Origin of the sequence: Actinoplanes utahensis (genome assembly GCF_016862455.1) — a bacterium.
GTDB lineage: Bacteria > Actinomycetota > Actinomycetes > Mycobacteriales > Micromonosporaceae > Actinoplanes > Actinoplanes utahensis.
This window is the reverse complement of the sequence record NZ_BOMZ01000090.1, coordinates 63,574-88,167: the sequence shown is the minus strand read 5'-3', so window position 1 is coordinate 88,167 and position 24,594 is coordinate 63,574. Positions and strand designations below refer to the sequence as shown.

Annotated in this window: 20 protein-coding genes and 2 pseudogenes; 8 read left to right on the top strand and 14 right to left on the bottom strand. The window is 72.0% G+C overall.

Translation table 11 applies throughout. The annotated features are described in order from the left end of the window. Positions 1-253: 253 nt before the first annotated feature. The 7 genes and pseudogenes from Aut01nite_RS32380 to Aut01nite_RS32350 form a co-directional block, all read right to left on the bottom strand. A pseudogene (locus Aut01nite_RS32380) lies at positions 254-570 on the bottom strand (response regulator transcription factor); the annotation flags it as partial. A gap of 96 nt (positions 571-666) precedes the next feature. Beyond that, a complete protein-coding gene (locus tag Aut01nite_RS32375; RefSeq protein ID WP_052163590.1) occupies positions 667-3,417 on the bottom strand; it encodes an ATP-binding protein in 2,751 nt (916 codons plus the stop codon). Positions 3,418-3,472: 55 nt separating this feature from the next. Continuing rightward, complete coding sequence (locus Aut01nite_RS32370) at positions 3,473-4,261, bottom strand: MBL fold metallo-hydrolase (RefSeq protein WP_043524492.1); 789 nt, start codon at positions 4,259-4,261, stop codon at positions 3,473-3,475. A 115-nt stretch (positions 4,262-4,376) separates the two neighbouring features. Further along, positions 4,377-5,198: an alpha/beta hydrolase gene (locus Aut01nite_RS32365; protein WP_043524493.1), complete on the bottom strand. Its 822-nt coding sequence runs from the start codon at positions 5,196-5,198 to the stop codon at positions 4,377-4,379. 25 nt (positions 5,199-5,223) lie between these two features. After that, positions 5,224-6,063, bottom strand: a pseudogene (locus Aut01nite_RS32360) (alpha/beta fold hydrolase); the annotation flags it as partial. A gap of 50 nt (positions 6,064-6,113) precedes the next feature. Beyond that, complete coding sequence (locus tag Aut01nite_RS32355; protein WP_083998828.1) at positions 6,114-6,995, bottom strand: alpha/beta fold hydrolase; 882 nt, start codon at positions 6,993-6,995, stop codon at positions 6,114-6,116. A 424-nt stretch (positions 6,996-7,419) separates the two neighbouring features. Further along, positions 7,420-8,244 (bottom strand): alpha/beta fold hydrolase, encoded by an 825-nt coding sequence (locus Aut01nite_RS32350; protein ID WP_043524495.1) that lies wholly within the window; start codon positions 8,242-8,244, stop codon positions 7,420-7,422. A 125-nt stretch (positions 8,245-8,369) separates the two neighbouring features. Here Aut01nite_RS32350 and Aut01nite_RS32345 point away from each other — a divergent pair, with 125 nt between their 5' ends. Beyond that, positions 8,370-11,090, top strand: coding sequence for an AAA family ATPase (locus Aut01nite_RS32345; RefSeq protein ID WP_043524496.1), 2,721 nt, complete (start codon positions 8,370-8,372; stop codon positions 11,088-11,090). Positions 11,091-11,143: 53 nt separating this feature from the next. On the opposite strand, the gene Aut01nite_RS32340 is transcribed toward Aut01nite_RS32345, so the two are convergent. Continuing rightward, positions 11,144-11,743, bottom strand: coding sequence for a TetR/AcrR family transcriptional regulator (locus tag Aut01nite_RS32340; RefSeq protein WP_043524497.1), 600 nt, complete (start codon positions 11,741-11,743; stop codon positions 11,144-11,146). A 115-nt stretch (positions 11,744-11,858) separates the two neighbouring features. On the opposite strand from Aut01nite_RS32340, the gene Aut01nite_RS32335 reads away from it, so the two are divergent. Together Aut01nite_RS32335 and Aut01nite_RS32330 are read left to right on the top strand one after the other, a co-directional pair. After that, positions 11,859-13,115: an amidohydrolase family protein gene (locus Aut01nite_RS32335; protein WP_043524498.1), complete on the top strand. Its 1,257-nt coding sequence runs from the start codon at positions 11,859-11,861 to the stop codon at positions 13,113-13,115. 46 nt (positions 13,116-13,161) lie between these two features. Next, the gene (locus tag Aut01nite_RS32330; protein ID WP_043524499.1) at positions 13,162-13,731 is read left to right on the top strand and encodes an NUDIX domain-containing protein; all 570 of its coding nucleotides are present in this window, start codon (positions 13,162-13,164) and stop codon (positions 13,729-13,731) included. Positions 13,732-14,024: 293 nt separating this feature from the next. On the opposite strand, the gene Aut01nite_RS32325 is transcribed toward Aut01nite_RS32330, so the two are convergent. Next, a complete protein-coding gene (locus Aut01nite_RS32325) occupies positions 14,025-14,195 on the bottom strand; it encodes a hypothetical protein (protein ID WP_173476661.1) in 171 nt (56 codons plus the stop codon). Positions 14,196-14,477: 282 nt separating this feature from the next. On the opposite strand from Aut01nite_RS32325, the gene Aut01nite_RS32320 reads away from it, so the two are divergent. The 3 genes from Aut01nite_RS32320 to Aut01nite_RS32310 all read left to right on the top strand — a co-directional run bounded on the left by Aut01nite_RS32320 (position 14,478) and on the right by Aut01nite_RS32310 (position 16,923). Next, positions 14,478-15,674 (top strand): amidase family protein, encoded by a 1,197-nt coding sequence (locus Aut01nite_RS32320; protein ID WP_052163592.1) that lies wholly within the window; start codon positions 14,478-14,480, stop codon positions 15,672-15,674. 40 nt (positions 15,675-15,714) lie between these two features. Further along, positions 15,715-16,038 carry a hypothetical protein gene (locus tag Aut01nite_RS32315; RefSeq protein WP_052163595.1) on the top strand — a complete coding sequence of 108 codons (324 nt, stop codon included), beginning with the start codon at positions 15,715-15,717 and terminating at the stop codon, positions 16,036-16,038. Positions 16,039-16,113: 75 nt separating this feature from the next. Further along, positions 16,114-16,923, top strand: coding sequence for a methyltransferase domain-containing protein (locus tag Aut01nite_RS32310; protein WP_161790620.1), 810 nt, complete (start codon positions 16,114-16,116; stop codon positions 16,921-16,923). Between the two features lie 128 nt (positions 16,924-17,051). Here Aut01nite_RS32310 and Aut01nite_RS32305 read toward each other — a convergent pair whose 3' ends face one another. Genes Aut01nite_RS32305 through Aut01nite_RS32285 form a run of 5 tightly spaced genes read right to left on the bottom strand, consistent with a single transcriptional unit; the run spans position 17,052 to position 21,481 of the window. Next, entirely contained in the window at positions 17,052-17,735 is a 684-nt protein-coding gene (locus Aut01nite_RS32305) for an HAD-IA family hydrolase (protein WP_043524501.1), read from the bottom strand. Continuing rightward, entirely contained in the window at positions 17,732-18,538 is an 807-nt protein-coding gene (locus Aut01nite_RS32300) for a sugar phosphate isomerase/epimerase family protein (RefSeq protein ID WP_052163600.1), read from the bottom strand. Before Aut01nite_RS32300 ends, Aut01nite_RS32305 begins: the two co-directional genes overlap by 4 nt. Beyond that, positions 18,535-19,272 (bottom strand): SDR family NAD(P)-dependent oxidoreductase, encoded by a 738-nt coding sequence (locus Aut01nite_RS32295; RefSeq protein ID WP_236642658.1) that lies wholly within the window; start codon positions 19,270-19,272, stop codon positions 18,535-18,537. The genes Aut01nite_RS32300 and Aut01nite_RS32295 overlap by 4 nt, the downstream gene beginning before the upstream one ends. Beyond that, positions 19,272-20,351 carry an alcohol dehydrogenase catalytic domain-containing protein gene (locus tag Aut01nite_RS32290; protein WP_043524503.1) on the bottom strand — a complete coding sequence of 360 codons (1,080 nt, stop codon included), beginning with the start codon at positions 20,349-20,351 and terminating at the stop codon, positions 19,272-19,274. The genes Aut01nite_RS32295 and Aut01nite_RS32290 overlap by 1 nt, the downstream gene beginning before the upstream one ends. Further along, positions 20,348-21,481, bottom strand: a complete 1,134-nt coding sequence (locus Aut01nite_RS32285; protein WP_161790621.1) for an ROK family protein — start codon at positions 21,479-21,481, stop codon at positions 20,348-20,350. Before Aut01nite_RS32285 ends, Aut01nite_RS32290 begins: the two co-directional genes overlap by 4 nt. A 692-nt stretch (positions 21,482-22,173) precedes the next feature. On the opposite strand from Aut01nite_RS32285, the gene Aut01nite_RS32280 reads away from it, so the two are divergent. Next, entirely contained in the window at positions 22,174-23,367 is a 1,194-nt protein-coding gene (locus Aut01nite_RS32280; protein ID WP_052163605.1) for a glycosyltransferase family 2 protein, read from the top strand. Beyond that, entirely contained in the window at positions 23,364-24,590 is a 1,227-nt protein-coding gene (locus Aut01nite_RS32275) for an MFS transporter (RefSeq protein WP_043524504.1), read from the top strand. Before Aut01nite_RS32280 ends, Aut01nite_RS32275 begins: the two co-directional genes overlap by 4 nt. The last annotated feature ends 4 nt before the right edge of the window (positions 24,591-24,594 follow it).

The window sequence follows — 24,594 nt, the reverse complement described above, 5'->3', positions numbered from 1 at the left end:
GCCCTCGCTCACCTCGAGGGCCGCAATCCAGGCCCGGGCGTCATCGGCGGCACAGCCGACCAGGTCACTGCGAGTCTGATGCGCCTGATGGACCGCGGCCGCACAAGCCTACTCGGTGCCCCGGGAACGAGCGCATCCGGTGGCAACGACAGGCGGCCGAGTCGTCGAAGCCGATGACGAAGCGTCCGTAGTAGAAGCCGGATTCCGTGGCGCACCGGACGAGCGGTACCCGCCACGACCGGCGGTGCGGTGCTCAGATCACCAGGCCGCGGCGGTACGCGTACACCACGGCCTGTACCCGGTCGCGCAGGCCGAGTTCGGTGAGGATGCGGGACAGGTACGTCTTGACCGTCTCGTGGCTGATCACCAGCGCCACGGCGATCTCGCTGTGGCACAGGCCCTCCGCGATGAGCCGGAGCACTCACGCGGCGTCAGCGCGCCGCCGTCCGGGGCGCCCCGAGCCGGGCGGATGCGTGCCGCGTATCTGCCCACCAGCTGCCGGGTGACCTCCGGGGCCAGCAGCGCGGCGCCCGTCGCGACCGTACGGATGCCGCCCAGCAGCTCGGTCGGCTCACGGCGCTCGGTGCGGCGCACCACCCACCGGTGGACGGCCACGCCCAGCACCACCGTCACCGCGCCGATCGGAGCCGGAGCCGGAGCCGGAGCCTATCCGACCTTGAGGGCCGAGGTGAGCTGTGCACGGCGGGTGATGCCGAGTTTCGGGTAGATGCGGTACAGGTGTGAGCTGACGGTGCGATGTGACAGGAACAGGCGCTCGGCGATCTCGCGGTTGGTCAGCCCCGTCGCCGCCATGCCGGCGATCTGCATCTCCTGCGGCGACAGCCGTTCCCGTGCCGACGACACCCGTCGCCGGCTCTGCTCGCCCGCCGCGCGCAGTTCGGCGCGGGCCATGTCCGCCCACGGTCCGGCTCCGAGCGTGTCGAACGTGTCGCGTGCCCTCCGCAGCAGGTTCCGGGCGTCCTGGGTCTGACGCCGGCGCCGGAGTTGCCGGGCGAGGTGCAGCTGGAGCCGGGCCCGGTACACCGGCCAGCGGCCCAATTCCCCGCCGAGCGCCTCGATCCCGCCCATGGTCGCGTCGTCGGAGGTCACGACCGCCGCGTACTGGGCGGCCAGCACGAGGATCGGCGCACCGACCCGGTCGGCCAGATCCGGCAGTTCGGCGATCAGGGTACGGGCCTCGTCGAGGCGGCCCGCGGCGAGAGCCGCGTCGAGCAGGTCCGGCACCAGCCACCAGCGCATGTACCGGTGGTAGCTGGGGTCGGCGGGGTCGAACGTCTGCGCCAGAACGGTGTAGGCGTCGTGGGCGTCGTCGCGGAACAGGTACACCAGCCCGCGGGCCTGTGCCAGAGCGACCTGGATGTAGCGCATGCCGTCGGCGAGAGGGCTGGCCGCGACCTGGTCCAACAGCGTCGTCGCCTGGTCCAGGTCGCCGCGCATCGCGGTGATCGTGGCGATGCTGGTCTGCGCGGCGACGGAGTAGAAGGCCTCGCCGGTCTCCTGTGCGAGCGCCCGGGCCTCGGTCAGTTCCGCATGTGCGAGGTCCCACTGGCCGAGCCACAGCCGGCCCCAGTTGCTGCCGCCGAGCAGCCGGGCCAGCACTCCGAGCCGGCCCTGGGCGCGCGCGTCGGCGGCGGCGACATCGATGCAGGCGGAGCTCCGGGCGAAGTCGCCGAGAACGAGCGCCGCGCTGCCCAGGAAGCGCATCGCGTCCGGGCCGGACCCGGCCTGACCGGCTCTCGTGGCCTGCCGTAGCCGCCGCAGCACCTCCCGCCCACGCTCCTCCGGAACCGTGTAGGCCAGGATCGCCAGCGCCTGCGGGTCGTCCGGGTGCGGTGCGGCCACGTCGACGAGTGCGGCCACCTTCTTTCTGGCCTCGGCGGTCTCCGGGCCGGTCGCCTGGAAGAAGCACCGCGACGCGGCACGCCACAGCAGTTGCATGCTCACGTCGGGGTGGCCGGCCTGGTGCGCGGCGGCGGCGATGTCGGTCAGGTCGCGCACGCGTTGCAGCGGGTCGCGGTATCGCGGGTAGCGCACCACTTCCATGACGTTGGTGAGCCGGGCCTGCTCGACCGGTCCGAGCCCGATCAGGTCGCTGCTGGCGAGCAACTGCTCGACCTCGTGCCGGGCGCCCATCTCGCTGGCCAGTTCGGCCGCCCGCAGCAGCAGCGACCGGGCTGTCCCGGAGTCGTCGGTCAGCTCACCCGCCCGGCGCAGGGCCGCGACCGCCGACATCGTCGCTCCCCGGGCCCGGGCCCGCTCGGCATAGCGTTCGAGCTGCCCGGCCAAGGGCTCGTCGGTGCCGATCGTGGCGGCGGCCAGGTGCCACAACCGGCGGTCGGGGAAGCCGGTGAGCTGTCCGGCGAGCGCACGGTGGGCGCCCAGACGATCCGCCACCGATGCCCGTTGGTAGACCGCCGAGCGCATGAGCGGGTGCTTGAACCGCAGGGATGCTCCCGTGACCTCGATGAGGCCGGCGTCGATCGCCTCCTGCGCGTCATCCAGGCCGACAGGCGTGCCGGCGATGTCGGTCGCGGCAGCGAGCAGCCGGCGCAGATCACAGGTCGTGTCGGCGGCCAGCACCGACAGCAGGGCGGTCGTACGCGGGGTGAGGGCCTCGGCGCGGGCAGCAAAGGCAGCCTCCAGCCGGCGGTTCATCGGTAGAGCCTGGTCGACGGGCCCGCCCGGCGGCTGCCCTGTCACGGTCTTCGGCAGTTCGACCAGCGCGAGGGGGTTGCCGGCGGCCTCGGTGAGCAGCCGTCGCCGTACCGCGTGGGACAACTGCGGCGCCCGCGCGTCCAGGAGGGCCGCCGCGTCGGTGCCGGCGAGCCGGCCCAGTTCGATGTCGGGCAGGCCGGAGCGGCGCTGTGGGTCGTCCAGCGCCACGGTGCGGGTGGCGCCGACCACGAGGACCGGTTCGGTGGCCACCCGCCGTGCCAGGAATGCCAGCACGTCGCCGCTGGCGCGGTCGAACCAGTGCAGGTCGTCGAGGATCAGCGCCACCGGCCGGTCGGTGGCGCTCTCGGTGACCAGTTCGAGGACGGCGAGGGCGACGGCGAACACATCCGGTTCGCCGTCCTCCAGCCCGACGGCTGTCCGTAGTGCAGAGCGGTGTGCCGGTGGCAGAACGTCGATGCCGCCGAAGAGCGGGTACAGGAGCTGGTGGACGGCGGCGTAGGGCAGCTGTGACTCGCTCTCCGCCCCGACCGACCGGAGGACCCGCATGCGCTGCCGCGACGCCGATCGCTCCAGGCAGTCGAGCAGCACGGTCTTGCCGATCCCCGGCTCGCCTCGGATGACAAGCGCCCCACCACAGCCCGCGGCCGCATCGGTCAGAAGCCGGTCCAACAACGCGAGTTCCGCGTCCCGTCCGTACAGGGGCAGGTCCTCGGCAGGCACGCGGTCATTCTGCCATCACGCCTCGGTACGCCCGGCTGCCGCGGGCGCGGCGCCGTCAGACCGTCAGCTCGGCCGGTGTTCCCGGCGTCAACCAGTGCAACCGTTCGCCAAGGTCGCCGTGTTCACCGGCGAAGTGGCGTTCCACTGTCTCGCGTCCCTGCGAGAAGTGTTGCCAGCCCTCGTAGTGGACCGGTATGGCGGTCGCCGGCCGGATCCGGCGGCATACCCGCAGGGCCTGCCGGGCGGTCATGGAGTAGTACAGCGGGCCGGTGACGGGGAACCGGACGGCGCCGAGATGCAGCAGCGCGGTGCCGATGTCGAAGCGGCGGGCCACTTCGCGGACGCCGCGGAACAGGACGGTGTCACCGGAGATCCAGAGTGCGCCGCGTTCCTGTCCGGGCCATTGCAGGACGAAACCGATGACCGCTCCGGCGATCGGCCGGCTGAGAGGTGGGCCGTGCCGGGCGGGGGTCGCGGTGACCGTCACGGTGGGCCGGCCGGTGGCACGTAGTTCGGTGGTCGCCCACGGGCGCAGGCCCTCGCCGTGGCCGAGGCGCCGGACGGCGGCGACCGTGGTGATCACCGTGCCGGCGCCGGGGAGCATCGTGCGGCCGGCGACGTCCAGGTTGTCGCCGTGGTGGTCGTGGCTGAGCAGTACCGCGTCGACCGGTGGCAGGTCGGACAGCGATACGGCCGGGCCGGTGGTCTTGCGGGAGGAGGTGCCCCAGCCGAAGGCGTACCGCCGGCCGGGCGGGTCGAAGGTCGGGTCGGTCAGGATCCGCCATCCGCCGATCTCGAGCAGCGCGGTCGGTCCGCCGATGTGGGTGATGCGGATCTGGGTCATGGCATGGCTCCACGATTCTGGAGAGGAAGGGCGAATGGCGCACGACCGGGCAGCGCAGCGGTACGGCGGCGCATCGGTGCAGACCGGGTGCGCCGCCGTACCGCTGCGGTGGGTGTCACCTCGCCGGTGTCCGCGCGTGGCGCAGGGCCCAGTCGAGGACCTCGTCGGCGACGCGCTGCCAGCCCTGGTAGGCGGGCAGCAGGTGCGGGAAGCCGTCGTACACCTTGACCTCGGTCACCGTGCCGGACCTGTAGTGGTCGGCGTTGGAGCGCTGGATCGCCGGAGGCATGATGTGGTCCTCGCTGCCGGAGACGAACAGCAGGGGCGCGCGGTCGTTGTTGCGGTAGTCGACCCAGGTGTCCTGGTGGCCGGGCTGGAAGTTGGCCAGGACGCTGCCCCAGAGGATGCCGCCGTTGGCGGGGATCGCGTACCGCTTCCAGAGCGCCTCGGATTCCTCGGGCGTGAACGTGTTGGTGAACGCGTAGGTCCACTCCTCGAGGGAGAGCGGCACCGTCCTGTGCCGGTTGGCCGGGTTCTTGAGCACCGGGAAGGTGGACTTGACCTGGGAGAGCGGCACCACCCGTACGCCTTCGGTGGGTGCGGAGTTCATCGCGACGCCGACGGCGCCGTAGCCGTGGTCGAGCAGGATCTGGGTGAACGCGCCGCCGGCGGAGTGGCCGACGAGGATCGGCGGGGACGGCAGTGCGGCGATGACGGACTCGAGATGCTCGATGATCTTCGGGACGGTGACGTTCAGGATCGGGGTCGGGTCGGCGTTGAGGGCTTCCACTTCCACCTCGAAGCCGGGGTAGGCGGGGGTGAGGACCCGGTAGCCCTTGTTCTCGTAGTGTGCCTTCCATCCCTCCCAGCTGCGCGGGGTGACCCAGAAGCCGTGGATCAGGACGATGGTGTCGGGGGCGTGGGGCTCGGTGCTCATGTCTGCTCCTGGGGTGTGATCGCGGTCAGGCGTCGAGGAAGGTGAGAAGGTCGGTGGCGAGCCGGGTCTTGTGCGTGTCGGTGATGCCGTGCGGTGCGCCGGGGTAGACGATCAGCTCGGCGCCCTTGATCAGGCCGGCGGAGGCCTTGCCGCCGACCTCGAACGGCACGACCTGGTCGTCGTCGCCGTGGATGACCAGCGTCGGCACGTCGAACGCGGCGAGGTCGTCGCGGAAGTCGGTGGCGGAGAACGCGGCGATGCACTCGTAGGCGTTACGGTGCCCGGCCTGCATGCTCTGCAGCCAGAAGGCGTCCCGGATGCCCTGCGACACGTTGGCGCCGGGCCGGTTGTGGCCGAAGAACGGCCCGTCGGCGAGGTCCCTGTAGAGCTGGGAGCGGTCGGCGAGGGACCCGGCACGGATGCCGTCGAAGACCTCGATCGGTACGCCGCCCGGGTTGTCCGGCGTCCGCAGCATGAGCGGCGGCACCGCGGAGACCAGGACCGCCTGGGCGACACGGGCGGTGCTGTGGCGGCCGATGTAGCGGGCGACCTCCCCGCCTCCGGTGGAGAACCCGACGAGGGTGGCGTCGTGCAGGTCGAGTTCCTCGATGAGGGTGGCGAGGTCGTCGGCGTAGGTGTCCATCTCGTTGCCGTGCCACGTCTGGGTCGAGCGTCCGTGCCCGCGGCGGTCGTGGGCGATGACGCGGTAGCCGTGCTCGGCGAGGAACAGCGCCTGTGCCTCCCAGCTGTCGGAGTTGAGCGGCCAGCCGTGGCTCAGCACGACCGGGCGGCCGGATCCCCAGTCCTTGTAGAAGATCTGCGCGCCGTCGGCGGTGGTCACGTATCCCATGGTTCGTCTCCTTCGGAGGTGGTGGGCGTCGGATGCGGTGGCCGGCGTGCCGGCCACCGTGTCGATCAGCGGACTGACCTGGCCATCCGCTGGATCAGGTCGGCGGTCGGGCCGGGGTTGCTCATCATGGCGACGTGGGAGCTGTCGATCTCGACGGTGCGGGCGCCGGCACGCTGTGCCATGAATCGCTGAGCGGCCGGCGGGATCAGGTTGTCGGCCTTGGCGACCAGATAGCCGGACGGGATCGTCCTCCAGGCGGGCACACCGGACGGCTGTCCGAGGGTGTGCACGTCGGCCGGGCGCTGGGTGGCGGCCATGACCGCGGTCGTCTTACGGGGCAGGTCGGCGGCGAAGATGTCGCGGAAGACGGCGGCCTTGACGTAGGCGTCGTAGCTGGGTTCGCCGTCGATGCCGATGATCGGGCGGACATCCAGCGCGTCGAGGTGCAGCTTGCTGCCGGTGAACTTGTCCTGCAGGCCGCCGACGGTGTCACCCTCGGCCGGTGCGAACGCGGCGATGTAGACGAGGGCTTCGACGTTGGGGTTGCCGGTCGCGGCGTTGGTGATGACGACCCCGCCGTAGGAGTGCCCGACGAGGACGACGGGTCCGGTGATCGTCTGCAGGATGCCGGCGAGGTACGCCGAGTCCGATGCGACGCCCCGCAGCGGGTTGGCCGGCGCCAGCACCGGATAGCCGTCACGCTGCAGCCGGGCGACCACGTCGTTCCAGCCGGACGCGTCGGCGAAGGCGCCGTGCACCAGCACCACCGTCGGTTTCGGCCGGTCCCGTGCGGACGCCGTCGCGGTGGCGGCCGCGCCGAACAATCCGGCGGCGGCGGTGAGGGCCAGCACGAGGACGAGCAGCACCGAGCGGTGCGGCCGGTGGCGTGCGTGCCGGAACGTCGTCCGGGGCGTCGTGTCGGTTTCGGTGCGTACGTCGTCGTTCATGTCCCGTCCCTGGGTTGTGGGTCCGTCGCGGTGGCCGCGACCTGTGCCATGAACCTAGAAGTGACGACGGGCGGACCGCTGCCGTCAGATGACTGCACCTGACACCGCAACCACCGATGACCTACACCGGTGGTCGTCCCGGTGGAGCCACGCCGGCGAGTGGTACTGCAGTAGAGATCCACCGTCGGATGACGGATGTCGCGGCACCCTCGGCGCCGTACGGTGCGCAGACGCAGCAGCGATCAGCGTCGATCGCGGTCCGGGGCTGCTGAGGCGCCGACGGATCTGCGACGGTCGTCGCGAGGCGACATCGTTCATCCGGAATCTGTACGACGGGGAGCTACGGAGCCTTGAGACATGCGTCCGCGGGAATCAGGCGGTCCACACCGCACACCGCTTCGCCGGTGGGGCCGGGCGGCCACGATCAGCTGGTGAGGAACGCCAGCACGGCCGCGTTGCACTCCTCGGCGTGGGTGACCGGCACCGCGTGCGGAGCGTGGGGTACAGCTGTCATCCGGATCCCCGGCGCGGCGCCCGCCAGCCACCGCATCGTCCGGGCGGGATCGGTGACCGCGTCTGCCCCACCGACGATGGCGAGGACCGGCACGTCGACACGGGCCAGCGCCGCTTCGAGATCGGCAGCGCCGGCTGCGGCGATCGAGTCGGTGACCGCCTTGGCCGACGCCTCCGCGGCCAGAGCCACATGGAACCGCCTGGTCGGCTCGTCGACCGCGGCGAGCCCGTCGACGGCGAACATCCGGGTGACCACCTCGTCGAGCATGGCGACCCGATGATGGATCGACGCGGCGACCGACTCGCCGCCGCCAAACATGGCCGTGGCCTCGGCGGCCTCGGGACCGCTCGAGTCCGGCGGTGGGCTGATCAGCACCAATCGGTTGAGCCGTCGCGTGCCGTGCACCGCCACGTAGCGCAGCACGTCGGCGCATCCGGACGAGAAGCCGACCAGAGCCGCGTCATGCAGCCGCCGGCTCTCCATCAGCTGCGCCAGATCCGCGGCGAACGTGTCGACGTCGTAGCCGTCCCACGGATGCGACGAACGACCGAAGCCGCGCCGGTCGTAGGAGACCACGCGGTGCCCGGCGGCCACGAGGGGGCGTACCTGCTGATCCCAGAGGCGCTGCGACAACGGCCAGCCGTGCACGAGCACCACCGGGCGCCCGGAGCCGACGTCCTCGAAGTACAGCTCCACGGCCGCGCCGTTGTCCGTGCCGACCACGAGCCGCGACATGGTTCCTCCCTGCAGCAGTCGTCGCCGACCATGCTGCGCCCCGCCACCGGCCCGGCAATCGGTCAAATGACTGCACCCGTGCCGTTCCACCGCGACCCCGACCGGACCACGAAGGAGGAGGACCGGTGAACCTCGTCGGCCGGGAGCGTGAACTGGACACCCTGTACGCGGTGATCGATCGCCGGCCGGGTACCCCGTCGAACCTGACCCTGCACGGCGACCCCGGCATCGGCAAGACCGTCCTGCTCCAGGCGGGTATCCGCTACGCCCGGGAGCGCGGCATCCGCGTCATCGGCGGCAGCGGCTTCGAGAGTGAGGCCAAACTCGCCTTCGCCGGCCTGCATCAGCTGTTCGGCCCGGTACCGGCGTACCTCGATCGTCTCGAACCCTTTCACCGTTCGGTACTGCGCCGCGCGCTCGGACTCGACGACGGCCTGCCCCCGGACCGCCTGGCCGTGTGCGCGGCGTCGCTTGCCGCCGTCACCGCGATCGCCGCCGACGGTCCGGTGCTCATCGCGGTCGAGGACGCCCACTGGGTCGATGTCCCGACCCGCGAGGTGATGATGTTCCTGCTGCTGCGGCTGTCGGCCATCGACGTCCGTGCGATCTTCGCCCGCCGGCCGCTCATCGCCAGCGAACGAGTCACCCCCGGCGTCGGCATGCTCGAGATCCGCCCGCTGAAACCGTCGGCCGCCGCGGAACTGCTCGACCTGCTCCACCCGGGCCTTCCCGCACCGGCCCGGGAACGCATCCTGCGCGACGCCGCCGGAAACCCCCTCGCCCTCGCCGACCTGCCGCACGCCTTCGGCACCGACGCCGCCGTCGGCCTGGAGATGCTCCCGGCCGCCGCGCCGCTGCGGACCCGCCTCGAGGCGGGTTACGCCGGCCGGGTCACCACGCTACCGGCACCGATCCGTACCGCCCTACTGGTGAGCGCCCTCGACGGTGACCCTCTCGACCACACCATCGATGCCGCCCATCCCTCGATGCTGTCGCTCGACGACATCGCCGCGGTCGAGCGACTCGGCCTGATCACGCGGGACTCGACCCCCACGCGGCTGACGTTCCGCCATCCCCTGGTGCGCTCCGCCATCGTCAACACCGCCGCCCCCGACGAGATCCGTGCCGCGCACCTGCACCTCGCCCGGCACTACCGCGGCAACCCGGAGATGCGCGTCTGGCACCTCGCCGCCGCCACGGTCGAACCCGACGAGGCGATCGCCCAGGAGATCGACCGCGGCGCCGCACTGATCAGCTCGCGCGGCGGCACCGGCTTGGCCGTAGCCGCGATGCAGCGGGCCGCCGCGCTGAGCCCGTCCCCCGGCGACGCCGTACGCCGCCTCCACGACGGGGCGGAGATGGCCAGCGCCTCCGGGCAACTGGACCTGGCCCAGCGACTGCTCGACGAGGCCCGCAGATACACCGACGACCCGAACCGGTCCGCCCGCGCCCTCACGGTGCGCGCCGAAGTCCTGCTACGACGCGACGGCGACCTCGCGGCCGCCGATCAACTGCTCGACCGGGCGGTACGGCAGACCAGTGAGCCAGCCGACCGCGCGCGGGCCACGAAACTACTTCTGATCAGTGCGTTCTACAGCGCCGACGACGAACGCTGGAACCATTGCGCCGCCGTCATGGAACACTGCGACGACGACGAACTGCGTCTGCTGTTCGCCGTGCTCGGCGGCCTCCCCTCCGGCGGCGCGGACATCCGGCGCCGGCTCGCCGAGACCTTCGACGCTCTGCCGCTCGACGCCCCACCGGGCCGTGTCGTCGACCTCTGCCGGGCCGCCATGGCCGTCGACGGGCTCCGGGACCGACGTACCTGGCTGCGCGGCCTGGTCGACCGCGAGAGCGGCAGCGGCGCGATCACCCACGCGGTCGCCGGTCACCTGCTGAGCGCGCACGACCACTTCCTCGCCGGGGACTGGGAGGCCAGCGAGAAGGCCGCCGACGCCGGCATGGACCTCGCCGTCCGGCACGGCCTCGAAACAGCCGTCAACGACCTGCGCTGCCACCTCGGCTGGCTGGCCGCGGCTCGGGGTGACGTCGAAACCGTGCACGAGTACAGCCGGACGATCGAACGGTGGGCCGGACCGCGCGGCAGCCGCGCCCACCTGGCCCAGTCCACCCGTAACCTCGCCCTTGCCGCGCTGACCGACGGCGATCACGAGGCGGCGTACGAACACGCGACCACCCTCGTCCGGCCGGGACACCTGCCGGCCTTCGCTCATGCCGCGCTCTGGGCCACCCTCGACCTGATCGAGGCAGCGACCCGGATCCACTGTGTCGACGAGGCCCGCGCCCATCTCGCCGCCGCCGAGGCCGCCGGGCTGGCCGACCTGACACCACGGCTGCGGCTGCACATCCACGCCGCCCGCGCCATGCTCAGCCACGACGATCCGGTCACCCTGTACCGGCAGGCACTCGCCCTCCCCGGGGTCGAACACTGGCCGTTCGAGCACGCCCGCATCCGGCTCGCACTCGGCGAGCACTACCGACGGCACCAACAGCCCGGCGCCGCCCGACCGGAACTGCGCCGCGCCATCGACCTGTTCACCCGCCTCGGCGCCACCACCTGGACCCGGCGGGCCGAGCAGGAACTACGAGCCACCGGCATCGCCGTCACCGGCGGTTCGTCCCGCGCCGACGTGCAGCCGACCGACCTCACCGCGCAACAGCTGGAGGTCGCCCACCTCGCCGCCGCCGGCCTGAGCAACAAGGAGATCGGGCAACGGCTCTACCTGTCACCACGAACCGTCGGCGCACACCTCTACCGCATCTTCCCCAAACTCGGCATCACCTCACGCTCCGCGCTCCGCGATGCCCTGGACAGACTCACGTAGCCGCCCGTCAGGACCCGGCCCGCACCGGTCTCGCCCAGCGGCCGGGGCGTTGTTCAGCGCGATGCCGGCCCGTCTCCGGTGATGCCGGCCCACCCCGTCTCCAGAAGCCGGAAGACGGCATCGAGCGACGCGCGGGGGTCGGTGTCCAGGCTGATCAGGTCGGGGATCTCCAGGATGTAGCGGGCCAGCGCCCGAACCTCGGGGGCGCCCGGCTCACACCCGGACTCGGCCGCGATCGCCGCGGTGAGCGACTCCTCGCCGCGCAGCCAGAGTCTGCGCTGGTAACCGGAGAGTGCCGGGGTGTCGACGATCAGATCGCGCTTGCGCTGCGCGTCGGCGGGCATGTCGACGGCGAAGGTGCCGCGGCCGGCCAGGAACGTGTGCAGCGCCCGCAGGATCGACACACCTGCCGGCCGGTCGCGCACCGCCGCGACCATCGCCTCGCGCCGCTCGGTGCCGTCGTCGAAGATCAGCGCCTCTTTGCCGTCCGGGACGTGCTTGAACAGGGTCGCCAACGAGACGTCGGCCGCCTCGGCGATCTGCGCCACGGTCACCCTGTCGTAGCCGTGCGCCAGGAACAGCTCCAAGGCGGCATCGGCCAGCGCCTGACGCGTCTGCACTTTCCTGCGCTCCCGGCGCCCGATCGTGGTCACCCCGGCATGCTACCCGAATCACAGCAACTCTGAAGTCATAGTCACTTTAGTTTCAGAGCGACTATGCATATGCTGGCGTCGCCGGAAGCACTGCACCTGCAAGAAAGGCAATGCCATGACCACAGCGATCGTCGACGCGCGCATCTTCGACGGGCATCAGGTGCTCGACGCGAACACCGTCGTCATCGACGGCCCGACCATCACCGCCGTGGGCGGACGGCCGCCCGCGGGCGCGGAGATCGTCGACGCCGCCGGCGCGACCCTGCTGCCCGGCCTGTTCGACGCCCATGTGCACACCAGCACGCAGAGCCTCGCCCTCGCGCTGCGCTTCGGTGTCACCACCCACCTGGAGATGCAGGGCACCAACACGAGGGACAACCGCGCACACATCGAGAACGACGACACCCTCGCCGACGTACGCTCGTCCGGGTTCGGGATCACCCCACCCGGCGGTCACCCCGCCGAACTGTTCCCCCCGGGTTTCCGGCCCGGCCCGCCGCCCGGAGCCCGCCCGGCCGCCGGCCCGCCGCAAGCCCCGCCGGTGATGCCGTTCTCCACCACCCCGCAGGAAGCCGTCGCCTTCATTCCCCGGCTGATCGAGACCGGCTCCGACTACATCAAGTTCATGGTCGACGACGGCAGCGTCGAAGGACACCCCGGCCTGCCCATGCTGGACCAGGCCACCCTCGACGCGGGCGTCGCCGAGGCCCGCCGCCGGGGCATGCTCACCGTCGCCCACGCCCTGACCGTCGACGCGACCCGCATGGCGATCGACGCCGGCATCGGTGGCCTGGTCCACCTCTTCATGGACCGGCCGCACACCCCCGAGATCATCGAGCGGATCGCCGCGTCCGGCGCGTTCGTCGTGCCGTGCGTGGTTCTCAACGCGTCGATGACGGGCATCACCGGCGCCGAACTGGCCGACGACCCCCGCGTCGCGTCACGCCTGGACAGTGCCTGGATGGACACGTTGCGGTCCAGCTTCGACCACTACCCGCAGGGCGACATCGACGACGTGCTCGCCTCGGTCAAAGCCCTGCACGACGCGGGCGTGGACATCCTGGCCGGCACCGACACCTCCGTGCCGTTCCCGTTCCTCGGTGGACTCGCTCACGGCGCCAGCGTCCACCACGAACTGCAGTACCTCGTCCGGGCCGGCCTGACCCCGGTTCAGGCGCTGCGCGCGGCGACCAGCACACCGGCACGCCGGTTCGGTCTCACCGACCGCGGCCGGATCGCCGAAGGACTACGAGCCGACCTGCTCCTGGTCGACGGCGACCCCACCACCACCATCGGCGACACCCTCAACACCCGCGCCGTCTGGCGGCGCGGCACCCCACTCGCCGGCGCCGCGATCCCCCATCACGCTTGACCCACCGGGGTCTACAGCGCCGCGGGGCCCGTGACAGCATTCCCGGATGCGTGAGTCCGTAGTGGTCGTCCATGACCTGGTGTCCCGGCTTTCACCGGCCGACGAGCTCGGCGCCGAGCATCGCACGTCGGCGCTGGCCTGGCTGGCGAGCACGGACGACGTGTTCCGCCGGGTCAGACCGGCGTCCCCGCCACAGCACCTGGTGTCATATGTGGTGCCGGTCGCCGCGGACGGCCGGATCCTGCTGGTCGACCACGTCAACGCCGGGCTGTGGCTCCCGCCGGGCGGTCACGTCGAGGTCGATGAGGACCCGGCGCTGACCGCCCGGCGGGAGATCCAGGAAGAGCTCGGCCTCGGCGATGCGGGCCTGTCCCGGTCGCCGATCTTCCTGACCGTCACGCGTACGGTCGGGCAGGACCACGGCCACACGGACGTCAGCCTCTGGTACGTCCTGTCCTGCACCGGCGACGAGGAACTCCGCCCGGACGCGGGCGAGTTCCACGCCGTCCGCTGGTGGACCCGTGCCGAGCTGGCGGCGGCTGATCCGGGCCGCTTCGATCCGCACTTCTTCCGCTTCCTGGCCGCCCTCGACGGCGCGGCCCGGTCGGTGAACTGAACCGGCGGACCGCTTCGGCCCGGTCGAGGCCCGCCTGCCTCCGTCCCATGGTCACATCAGCGTTCGCGCCGGTCACGAACCGTCTCGTGGTAACGGAGGTGCCTGGCGGCACGGGCTCAGCGATCTCGCCGACGTGCCGATCGGTACGGTTGGCGGGACGCACCGGCCGCGGAAGCCATGAGTCACTGACATCATCACTCACCCACGGCCGGGCGCCACCGCGCCGGCTGCTTCACGAGCCCGGCCGCCGATCCCGTAAGCCAGGATCACTGACACGACCGGGTTCGCCGGCGTCATGCAGGCTCGCGCACACCGCCTTCATCCCCGTCGTCGGGCATCGGTTCGACCGGTGCCGCCGGCAGTTCATCGGGTGTGTCCGGCAGAAGCTCGCCGGCGTCGTCGGGTACCGGCTCCCGCGGATCGATAGGTGGGTACTCGTCGGGGTTCAGGTCGGGCTGGCTCATCGGCTCATCCTGCATCAAGTCGCCGGCGTCGGCGCGTTGAGACGGATCCCACGGCGAGGCGTCACCATCCGGGCGCAAGGCCATCACGACGTTGCGGGCTCAGCGCTGCGTTCGCGCGGCGGCACCCGGTTGGCTCGGTCAGGCTCTTCCCGACGAGCCGCAGGTGCTCGCCACCCGGACCGCTGACCTCGGCTCGATGCGCCTCGCGGTTCACCGGGGTAGAACGGTTCCATGCCGGGAAAGCGGAAGGAGTCGGCGCGTGACGAACCGAGGTGCGCGACGATGACCAGCGCTCTGTCCGGCTCCCCCCGCCGGACCGCTGTCGACCTGGCCGCGCTGGTCAACAGCGCGCAGCTACGCGCCGTGGACGTGGTGGCCGAGGCTCTGGAACACATCGATGCCGCCGACACCGAGGTACGAGCCTTCCGGGAACTGTGGCCACAACAGGCACTGCGGGCCGCCGCCGACGTCGACGCCGCGGTGGCTGCCGGGCAACCGCTGCCCCTGGCGGGTGTGCCCCTGGGAGTCAAGGCGTCCGAGGGCGTCGACTCGGTGCAGGCCCGCCGGCTGATCGCCGCCGGCTGCATTCCCATCGGGACGACCTCGGTGCCGCGCGGCACGCCGTGGCAGACCTGGGGGCACACCGACCGCGGGCCCACCACCAACCCCTGGCGCGCCGACCGCAGCCCGGGCGGCTCGTCGGCCGGCTCCGCCGCCGCGGTCGCCGCGGGCCTGGTTCCCCTGGCCACCGGCAACGACGGCGCCGGGTCGCTGCGCATCCCCGCCGCCTGGTGCGGCATCGTCGGTATGAAGGTCACCACCGGGCTCCTGCCGGCCCGCGACCGCGCTGGGCTGAACGCGCCGGGGCCGTTGGCGCGCACCGTCGCGGACGCCGCCGCGTACCTCGGCGCCGTTCTCGGCACCGAGGTACGAACGCAGCGTCCCACCGATGCGCACCGGCCGGTCCGGGCCCTGTGGACGGCCACCCTCGGGTACGCGAAGACGGATCCGGGCATCGTCGTCGTCGCCCGTGCGGCCGCCGATCGGCTGGCCGACGCCGGCGTCATCGAGTGGGTCGACCACGACCTCGTCCTGACCGATCCGGCCGGCGCCTGGCACGCTCTGCGCCGCGGCGACCCGGCTCCGTCGGATCTGGCGAGCCGGGCTGACAACAACCGGCGGCTGGCTGCGGCGTTCCAGGTCGCCGAGGTCCTGCTGACCCCTACCGCCCCGGTCAGCGCCCACGGCCACGACGGGCCCGGGGAGACGATCAGCGTGAGTCTCACCTGGGCGTTCAACCTCAGCGGCCACCCCGCCGCCAGCGTCCCCGTCGGCCTCGGCGCCGACGGCGTTCCCATCGGTCTGCAGATCGTCGTCCCGCACCGCGACGAGGCGACCCTGCTGCGCATGGCCGACGCTTTCCTGTCATCACCGGGAATCTCTGACCTTCGGGCGGACAGGGCGCATACGGCAGACTGATCGCCGTGCGAGCGAGGCGAGAGAAGCGGCCGCCACGAGCGTGGCCGCCTACCTGGCGGACGATGACGCAGAGGTACACGACCTCACCGCAGCCGCCGTCCAGAAGGACGCGCTGACGGCAGCTCTCCACTTGACCGCTCTGGCAGCGGAAGCGGTCGCCGGACCGGCCGCCGCGAGAGGGCTGGAGTCTCAGCAGATCCTGCTGGCGCTCACCACGGGCCGGCTCGACACGGCCCACCACGGTCTCGATCCGGGGCCTGCAGCGCAGGTCATCTATCCGCAGCCGATGGATGACTACGACTGGTACCTGACCGAGAGCAAGGGCTGGATCGAGATAACGGTCTTTCCCGGGTCCGGCAGATGACGAGGAAAGCGACCATAGAAGTCGATCATCGGCGATGCCAGGATGGGGCGGGTGCTTCACGACACGGGGGTGAGCGTGACTTCCAGCCGATACGCGATCCGTGGCGGCCGGCCGGGCCGGGAGCGGCTCCGCGTGCTCAACCGGGTGATGGCCGAGACGACGGGCGAGTTGCTGCGCCGGGCGGGTGTCGGGCCGCGGGCCCGGTGCCTGGACGTGGGTTGCGGGGGCGGGGACGTCACCGCCATGCTGGCCCGCCTGACGCCGGACGGCTTCGTCGTCGGCACGGACATGGACGAGACGGTGCTGAGTCTGGCGCGGGCGGAGGCGGCCGATGCGGGCCTGCGCAATGTGGAGTTCCGGCGGGAGGACATCACCCGGCCGGCCGACCTGGGCGCGGCTTTCGACGTGGTCTACGCCCGGTTCCTCCTGACCCACCTGGCCGATCCGGGCGGCGCGGTGGTCACGCTGTGCCGGCGGCTCGCGCCAGGCGGCGTGCTGATCGTCGAGGACATCGACTTCACCGGGCACTTCTGCCACCCGCCGTCCGATGCCTTCCAGCGCTACGTCGCGCTCTACTCCCGGGTCGTCCGGGCGCGGGGCGCCGACCCGGACATCGGGCCGCGACTGCCCGGCCTGCTGGCGGCGGCGGGTCTCGGCGACCTGGGGGTACGGGTCGTGCAGCCCGCCGGGTTCTCCGGCGACGTCGCCGCCATCGCGCCGCTGACCCTGGAGGCGATCGCCGAGTCGTTGCGGCAGCTCGGCCTGGCGGGCGCCGAGGAGATCGACGGCACCGTCCGGGAGCTCCGGGAACTCGTCCGCGACGGACGTACGCTGGTCAGCCTGCCCCGGATCGTGCAGTGCTGGGGCCGCGCCGAGGGCGTCTGAGCCCGCGCCCGGGACCGCGGCGGTCGATCTCCGCTGTCATTCAGCCCCCCGCGTCCGTCAGCGGGAATGATCGAAGCATCTCCGGCACGGCCCGCGATACGCCGGCCGCTCCCGCGCTCCGGAAGCGGTCAGCCGACGAACTCGGCCCGTGGCTGCCGCGCCACCACCAGCCGGCCGGACTCGGACCGCACCCGGAGCTCGCGGAAATCCTCGACCCGGGTGAGGCCCTCGGTGGCGGGGGCGGCGCAGGCGCCGACCACGACCGTGCGCGCACCGGAGGCCAGGGCCGCGACCACACCCGCTTCGGCGTCCTCGAAGGCGATCGTCTGCTCCGCGGCCACCCCCAGCCGGGCCGCGGCGAGCAGGTATCCCTCCGGGCTCGGTTTGCCGGCGGTGACGTCCTCCGCGCTGATCAGGACGTCCGGCACCGGCACGCCGGCCGCGGTCATCCGGGCGACGGCCAGCTCACGCCCGGCGGACGTCACCACCGCCCAGCTTCCGGCCGGCAGCGAGCCGAGCAGCGCCGTCGCGCCCGGAACCTCGATGATGCCGTCGGTGTCGGCGACTTCCTGCTCGGTCAGGCGCGCCGCCTCGGCTTCGACGTCGACGCCGGGTGGCGCGAACGCGGCGACGGTCTCGACCGTGCGCCGCCCGTGGGACACCGCGAGGATCGCGGCGAGGTCGAGGCCGTAGCGGTCGGCGAACGTCCGCCAGGTCCGCTCGACCACCACGGTGGAGTCGACGAGGGTTCCGTCCATGTCGAACAGCAGCGCCGCCGCGGGAAACGGAGTCGGCAGTGGGCTATCGGTCATCGTCCCGTCCTGGTCGCAGAAGGCTGCCACGCTCGCTGCCGGGCCCAGGCGAGGTCGGTGGCCAGCCGCTTCGGATCTCCGTCACGGTAGTCGTTCTCCAGCACGAACGCGTGCACCGGCACCCGCTGGGCCGCGAGGGCCGCGATCGTCTCCCCGAGCCCGCCGTCCCCCGCCCCGAGCAGCGGTGATACGCCGTCGCGGTCCGGGCCGTCCTTGAGGTGCACCTGGTCGGCCAGCAGATCCGCCACCGACGCGACCAGCTCCGCCACGTTCGCTCCCGCGGCGACCGGGTTGTAGGTGTCGAGCACGAGCCGGAACGCCGGCGACCCGACCGCGTCGAACAGCGCCCGGGCCCGGTCCCCGGCGAGCACGTTCTCATTGGCCAGCAGCAGTCCGCGCGCCGCCGCCTGTTCAGCCGCCCAGGCCAGCGTCCGCGCGGTGCGGTCGAACGCGTCCGGGCCGTCGATGGCGCTGCGCCGGAAACTGGGCACCAGCACCAGCGGCACGCCCAGCGCCGCCGCCGCGTCGAGGAGCCTTTCCATCAGCGGCTGTACGACGTTCGCGCCGGACAGCAGACCGACGTCGTTGAAGTGGTTGCCCGACAACGCGAGCAGTCGCATCCCCACGGCGTCCGCTGCGGCGCGCAGGGCGTCGATGCGGCCCGGCACGTCGATCACCTCGCCCCGCCCCGGACCGCCGAAGTCCAGTTGCACCCCGTCGGCGCCGACCGCGGCGGCGAGCCGGACGGCTTCGGCGCCCGCGGCGGGCAGCCGCCATTCCGCCAGCCCGACCAGACCGGTCATGCCGGCACCCGGCTCTGCGAGTCGGGCACCCTGTCGTACGCCGACCACCAGTTGCCCGCCTCGTCCACGACCAGGCTGTCCCCGTGGCGTTCGCGGCCGGTCATCGTGGCGACCTCGACCGCCACCCGGGCGAACGAGTCCGGCCGGGCGTATCCGCTGTAGTCGAAACCGGGCGGCCGGCGGCGGCGGATGCCCGGGGTGTCCACCATTCCCGACGGCAGGACCTGGACGACGTGCAGGCCCTTCTCCTCCTGTGCGATCGAGTCCAGCAGCGCCTTCGCCGCCGCTTTCGTGGCGGCGTACCCGGAGCGGCCGGGCCCCGCGTTGAACGCGACCTCGGAGGAGACGCCGAGAACGAGCCCGTGCTCGGCGGCACGCAGCGTCGGCAGCAGCGCCTGAAGGGTCAGCCACAGCCCGGTGACGTTGACGTCCAGCTGGCGCCGCCACTCCGCGACACCGATGTCACCGAAGTCGGCGCGCTTGTCGCCGTAGTAGATCGCCGAGTAGCAGACGGCGTCGACCCGTTCGGCGCCGAGCGCGGCCAGGCGCTCGGCGGCCTGCTCCGGCGCCGTGACGTCGATCGGCTCCCAGGCCGGATGTGCGGCGTCCGCGGGTCGGTTCCGGCTGGCCACCACGACGTCGGCGCCGGCCGCGGCCCAGGCGTCGGCGATGCCGCGCCCGATCCCCACCGAGCCGCCGACGACGATCATGCGCCGTCCCGTCAAGGGTCCCATCAGTCGTCCTCCGTAATCCGGACCGAGAGTTTGATCAGCCGCCGGCCGCCGACGATCCGGGCCCGCGAGCCGGCCAGCGCCCGCATCACGCTCGCCGCACCGTCGAGGTCGGTCTCGTGGGTCATCAGGTCGCGATAGCGGTCCGGGTCGGACGCCAGTTCGGCCGCCGCGTCGAGCAGGTGCCGGTTCGCCACGCCGCGATGGCCGAAGACCCGGATCCGGCCGGCCGTCGCGATGCGGGGCGGGTCCGGCCGGCCACCGCAGTTCGCCGCCCGGACCGCGGTGAGGTCGACGCCGGGCAGCAACGGTGTCGCGGCGCCGGGCGGCAGCCCACCGAGCACGTCGACCACCTCGGCGCCCGCGGTGAGCGCCGACTCCAGGGCCGCGATCGTGGCGTCGCGCGGGGTGGCCAGCAACGCCGCCACCGGCGGCGCCGGTGCGATGCCGGACAGGTCGCCGAGCAGCAGGTCGGCGGGGTACGGGCTCGCCCGGCTGAACGCCAGCCCGTCGGCGGTGTGGTGCACCAGCGCCACCCGCACGTCCGCGCCGAGCCATCGCCGGGCGGCCCGGACCGCGAGGTGCCCGATGATGCCGTCGCCGATCACCAGCAGGGTCGCCGGGTGGAACGTGCCGATCGTGCCGAGCGCGTACCGGACCACGGCCAGCGGTTCCAGCAGCGGGGCCAGGGTCACGTCGGTGGCGGCCGGGAGCGGCAGCACCATGCCGCCGGTCACCGCTGTCGCCGGCAGCAGGGTCCGTTGCTGCAGGAGGCCGTCGACGTTGTGGCCGAGCAGGAACGCCGGGTCGGTGGGGTGGGTCGGGTTGACCGTCACGAGCGTGCCGGGGGCCAGGGTGTCCGGGACGCCCGCGCCGGCGGCCACCACCCGGGCGATGCCCTCGTGTCCTATCACCGGCGCCGGGTCGTCGCGCAGGCCCCGCAGCATCTGGATGTCGGTGCCGCAGAGACCCGCGTAGAGAGTGGCGATCTGCAACTCGCCGGCTCCCGGGGCGATCGTCGGGCGGGAGCGGACGGAGATCGTGCCGTCCGCCCGTACGATCGCGCGATGCTCCTGGCTCATCGCTCTTCGCCCCGGACAGGCGCGAGTCGCTCTTCGCCCCGGAGAGCCGCGAGCCGCTCTTCGCCCCGGACAGGCGCGAGCCGCTCCTCGCCCCGGACAGGCGCGAGCCGCTCCTCGCCCCGGAGAGCCGCGAGCCCGGCGCCGATCAGGCCGTCTGCGTCGGAGATGACGACGCGGTCCGGGATCCAGCCGGGGTCGTGTGCGCTGGTGAGGTACAGGCCGTCACGTGTCAGGTGGCCGAGGAGCGCGGCCCGGTAGTGCTCGCCGAGCCCGACCGCGACGCCGCCGGTCAGGGCGATCAGATCGATCTCCGGATCGAGGCACAACGCGGTCCGGACGACGTCGGCGATCGGTTTCGCCGACAGCCCGAGGAGCTTTCCGGCGAGCGGATCACCGCCGTCCAGAGCCGCCCTCAGCGCCGGCTCGAAGTCCTCACCCGCGGCCAGCCGAGCCGTCAGGTCGGAGGCCGCCCAACTGTCGCCGTCCGCATGCCGCACCACGTCCGCGAGGCGCCGCAGGCCCGGCCCGGAGGAGAAGGCGGCCACATGGCCGGGCGCTCCACAATCACAATCCAGCTCCACCGGTACGCCGTCGAGAGTCACGCAGGCCGGCAGGTGACCGATCTCGCCCTGCAGCCCGCTGCCGTCGACGGCGATCCGGCCGGTGCGCTGGTCGATGGTCCGGCAGGCGATCCCGGTGCTCACCGTCACCAGCATGATCTTGCGCAGCCCGGCGGCCGCCTTGCTCCCGGCCAGGTGCAGCAGTGCGGCGGTGACGTCGTTGACGATGTGCCAGCGCACGTCGGGCCGCGCCTCCTGCAGCGCCGTCCGCAGGTCGAACCGCCCGACGTGGGCACCCCACAACGGCGCGGAGCCGTAGACGATGCCGGTCCGGTGGTCGAGAGCCGCACCGAAGGACACGCCCGCGACTCCGCCCGGCGGCACCGCGCCGGACATGTCCCGCACCAGCATGGCCCGCAACTCGCCGACGCTCGCCTCCCGGTGCCGCGCGATGCTCGGTGACGGTCCACGCCGGATCTCTCCGAGGCCGTTGCCGGCTGACCACGGCGCCCAGCGCAGGTGTGTGCCGCCGATGTCCAGCACCGTTATCGAGACATCGTCGCTCTCCAACGGTTCACCTCCCCTGATATCGCTCGGCAAGCGATCTCGCCGACGGAACCGTTCGACGGCAATAGCCAGAATGACACTCGTGCCGTAATTACCGGAACCAATGCGAAAGGAATGGGGATCCGCCGCCACTAAGAGTGCGAAGAATAGCGCGGACAAGCGCAGAATGGGGGCCCCGTTCCCACCGACGCGGCACACGATAGCTCCATCATGACCCTGGAGCAACAACACACGGACAGTGACCGACGGCCCGAGCCCCATCAACCGTACCCCTGGCCGTCAAGCCCGCAGTTCGATCCGCCGGAGAGCATTATACCTGCGTGTCAGCGCTCACAGGGGTCCACAGCGGACGCACAATGATCCATGTGACTGAATGTGACCGTACAAAAACCTGATCTTTTACATTGACATGCGTCGTGTGCCGACCGTAGCGTCTCGAGTGGCGAGCGCGGCCTTATGGTCGCCGCGCACCGAGACCATGCCCTTCCGGCGCAGGTCGGCATCACTCCTGAGCAGCGAGGCTACATTCCCTCTACATGCAGGGACCGGATGCACCGCGCGGGGCCCGTACCTGAGTTACTATCTTCGATCGCAGTGCTCTTATGCATCCACCGAAGGACGAAACAGCCGGACGGGAGAGATTCCCGCCGTGATCTCGATTGGCCCACTCGGCAAGACCCTCCTCGGAGTAGAACATGACTTCCGTCCCGTCCGCGGGCGACGCCCTCGCCTCGGCCGCCGTGCGTTACACCGTCCTGGCCAACGACCCGGCGGTGCCGCTGGTCTGCGCGACCTACTGGGATGACGGCGAACCGTTCTTCCGCAAGGCCGACGCGGCCGTCGAGCAGTTCACCGGCCTGGACGAGGCGGCCACCGAGGCACGCCGGGGGCTGATCCGGGATCCGTACGACGGCGCGGCCCACGACCGGCTGGCCCGGGCGGTCGCCGGCCTCCTGGAGAGCCGGCCCGAAGCGGGCCGTGAGCTGCGCCAGGTGGTCGAGGAGGCCGACCGCAACATCAAGATCGACTACACGTTCGGGCCGGCCTACGAGCGCACCCCCGAACCGATCACGGTGGCTCACCTCACCGAGCGGGCCGCCCGGGTCCGCGGGACCGGCCCGCGGTCGGCCGCACCCCTGGTGCACGTGGTCATCCCGTTCCGCGACCACGGCGAGAGCCGGGCCCGTAACCTGATGGCCTGCCTGAACGCCCTCCGCGACCAGAGCCTGCCCGCCGGCCGCTACACGGTCACGGTCGTGGAGAACGACGATCGCCCCCGGTGGGCACAGGCCATCGAACCCGCCGCCGACGACTACCGGTTCATCCGGTCGAGCGGCCCGTTCAACAAGTCCTGGACGGTGAACGTCGGCGTGCTGACCGCGGCGCCGGAGGCCGCACTGATCTGCGTCCTGGACGCGGACATCCTGCCCGACCGCGACTTCCTGCGCCGCTACGCCGACCTGCTGACCTCGAGTGACGCGGTCGGCTGCCGCTTCTTCGAGATGCACTGCATGGACACCGCCTCCTCGGCCACCGCGATCGGCCTGCGGCTCTCCGGCCCGGGCGGGGCGGTGCCGTCCGACCGTCTGCGCAGCTACGTGATCACGCACGTGCCCGGCGCCTGCCACTGGGTGACCCGCGCGACGTTCCTCGCCATGAACGGCATGGACGAGCGTTACCAGGGCTGGGGGCGCGAGGACAACGACTTCGTCGCCCGCGTCGCGGAGCAGGGCCGGCTGATCCAGAGTGACGAGCCACTGCTGCACATGGAGCACGAGAGACCCCCGATGCGTACGCCCGACGGCGGCCTGTTCAACATGGGGATCGACCACGACTGGTCGGACGGCGCCCGGCGCTTCGGCGACCCCGACGCGCCGTCGGTGCCATGACCCGGAGGGCCCGGGACGGCGGCTCCGGTGTGGTCACCCAGTGGCGTGCCAAGGCCCGGACCACCGTGCCGCCGATCAGTGTCCGGGCGGGGGTGGCGCTGAACGCCACCTTCTACGGGCAGATCAGCGTCACCCTGCCGTTGGCGATCTCGGCGAGCGGCGCGTCCAAGACGCAGGTCGCGATCTTCTTCGCGGTCAGTGCCGTCGTGGCGGCCGGTCTCAACCTCATCGGTGGCCCGGCGCTGCGCCGGCGGGGCTCACCGTGGTGGGGGGCGTCGGCCTGCGGCCTGATCGCGGCCGCCGGCACCCTCGTGGTCCTCGCCGTCGCGCCGTCGCCGGTGATGTACCTCGCCGGGGCCGCGATGATGACGATGACACTGGTCTTCCCGCACTACATCACCATCATCGACGGGTTTCGGGTGGCCGCTCCGGCCCGTCTGGTCGGCCGGATGCGGCGGATCTTCGTCATCGGCTTCATCGCCGGGCTCGCGCTGGCGTCGCTCGGCGAGCTGGTGGCGGGCGCCGTCGACGGTTTCCAGCCGTTGTGGATCGCGGCGGCGATCGCGGTGGCCACCGGGCTGATCCCGCTCTTCGAGACCTCCCTGAAAGCCGGCCCGGACACGGCTCCGAAGCCCGCGCCGGATCGTGGCGCCGGCCGGGCCCGGGCCCGCGGCGCGGTACTGCCCGTGGTCCTGGCCGTCCTGCTGCTCCGGGGCGCCGACAGCGTCCGGCTGGTCTATCTGCCGCTCTTCGTGGTCGGCCAGGGGATGTCCAGCACCTTCGTCGCGGTGCTGTTCCTGGCGTCCGTCGTCGCCGAGGTCCCCCTGCTCGGCCCGATCAGCGCCCTCGCCGACCGGATCGGCAGCCGCCGCACGATCGTGCTGGTCGCCGGGGCCGGCCTGGCGTCGTTCGCGTTGATCGTCGTCGGCAGCGGCATCGCCCTGCTGATCCTCTCTCAGCTGTTGTACGCGGTCTTCGCCGCCGGTTTCCAAAGCATCGGCATGGTCCTGCTCAGCGACGTGCTGGACGGCGGACTCGGCGCCGGCGCTGACGTCTACACCGGAATGGTGCAGGTCGGCGCCGTCTTCGGGGTGGTCGCCCCGCTCCTGGTTCCGGGCTACTCGGCCCAGATCTTCCTTCTCGGCGCCGGCTTCTGCCTGATCTCGATGCTTCTGCTGAGCATCCGGCGGGCCCGGCCGCATCACCAACGACATAGTGCCTGACAGA

Excerpts from the sequence above, each read along its gene's own strand:
- Aut01nite_RS32370 (WP_043524492.1), bottom strand. The coding sequence starts at position 4,261 with ATGACCCAGATCCGCATCACCCACATCGGCGGACCGACCGCGCTGCTC.
- Aut01nite_RS32365 (WP_043524493.1), bottom strand. The coding sequence starts at position 5,198 with ATGAGCACCGAGCCCCACGCCCCCGACACCATCGTCCTGATCCACGGC.
- Aut01nite_RS32355 (WP_083998828.1), bottom strand. The coding sequence starts at position 6,995 with ATGAACGACGACGTACGCACCGAAACCGACACGACGCCCCGGACGACG.
- Aut01nite_RS32350 (WP_043524495.1), bottom strand. The coding sequence starts at position 8,244 with ATGTCGCGGCTCGTGGTCGGCACGGACAACGGCGCGGCCGTGGAGCTG.
- Aut01nite_RS32335 (WP_043524498.1), top strand. The coding sequence starts at position 11,859 with ATGACCACAGCGATCGTCGACGCGCGCATCTTCGACGGGCATCAGGTG.
- Aut01nite_RS32330 (WP_043524499.1), top strand. The coding sequence starts at position 13,162 with ATGCGTGAGTCCGTAGTGGTCGTCCATGACCTGGTGTCCCGGCTTTCA.
- Aut01nite_RS32325 (WP_173476661.1), bottom strand. The coding sequence starts at position 14,195 with ATGAGCCAGCCCGACCTGAACCCCGACGAGTACCCACCTATCGATCCG.
- Aut01nite_RS32320 (WP_052163592.1), top strand. The coding sequence starts at position 14,478 with ATGACCAGCGCTCTGTCCGGCTCCCCCCGCCGGACCGCTGTCGACCTG.
- Aut01nite_RS32305 (WP_043524501.1), bottom strand. The coding sequence starts at position 17,735 with ATGACCGATAGCCCACTGCCGACTCCGTTTCCCGCGGCGGCGCTGCTG.
- Aut01nite_RS32300 (WP_052163600.1), bottom strand. The coding sequence starts at position 18,538 with ATGACCGGTCTGGTCGGGCTGGCGGAATGGCGGCTGCCCGCCGCGGGC.
- Aut01nite_RS32295 (WP_236642658.1), bottom strand. The coding sequence starts at position 19,272 with ATGGGACCCTTGACGGGACGGCGCATGATCGTCGTCGGCGGCTCGGTG.
- Aut01nite_RS32290 (WP_043524503.1), bottom strand. The coding sequence starts at position 20,351 with ATGAGCCAGGAGCATCGCGCGATCGTACGGGCGGACGGCACGATCTCC.
- Aut01nite_RS32280 (WP_052163605.1), top strand. The coding sequence starts at position 22,174 with ATGACTTCCGTCCCGTCCGCGGGCGACGCCCTCGCCTCGGCCGCCGTG.
- Aut01nite_RS32275 (WP_043524504.1), top strand. The coding sequence starts at position 23,364 with ATGACCCGGAGGGCCCGGGACGGCGGCTCCGGTGTGGTCACCCAGTGG.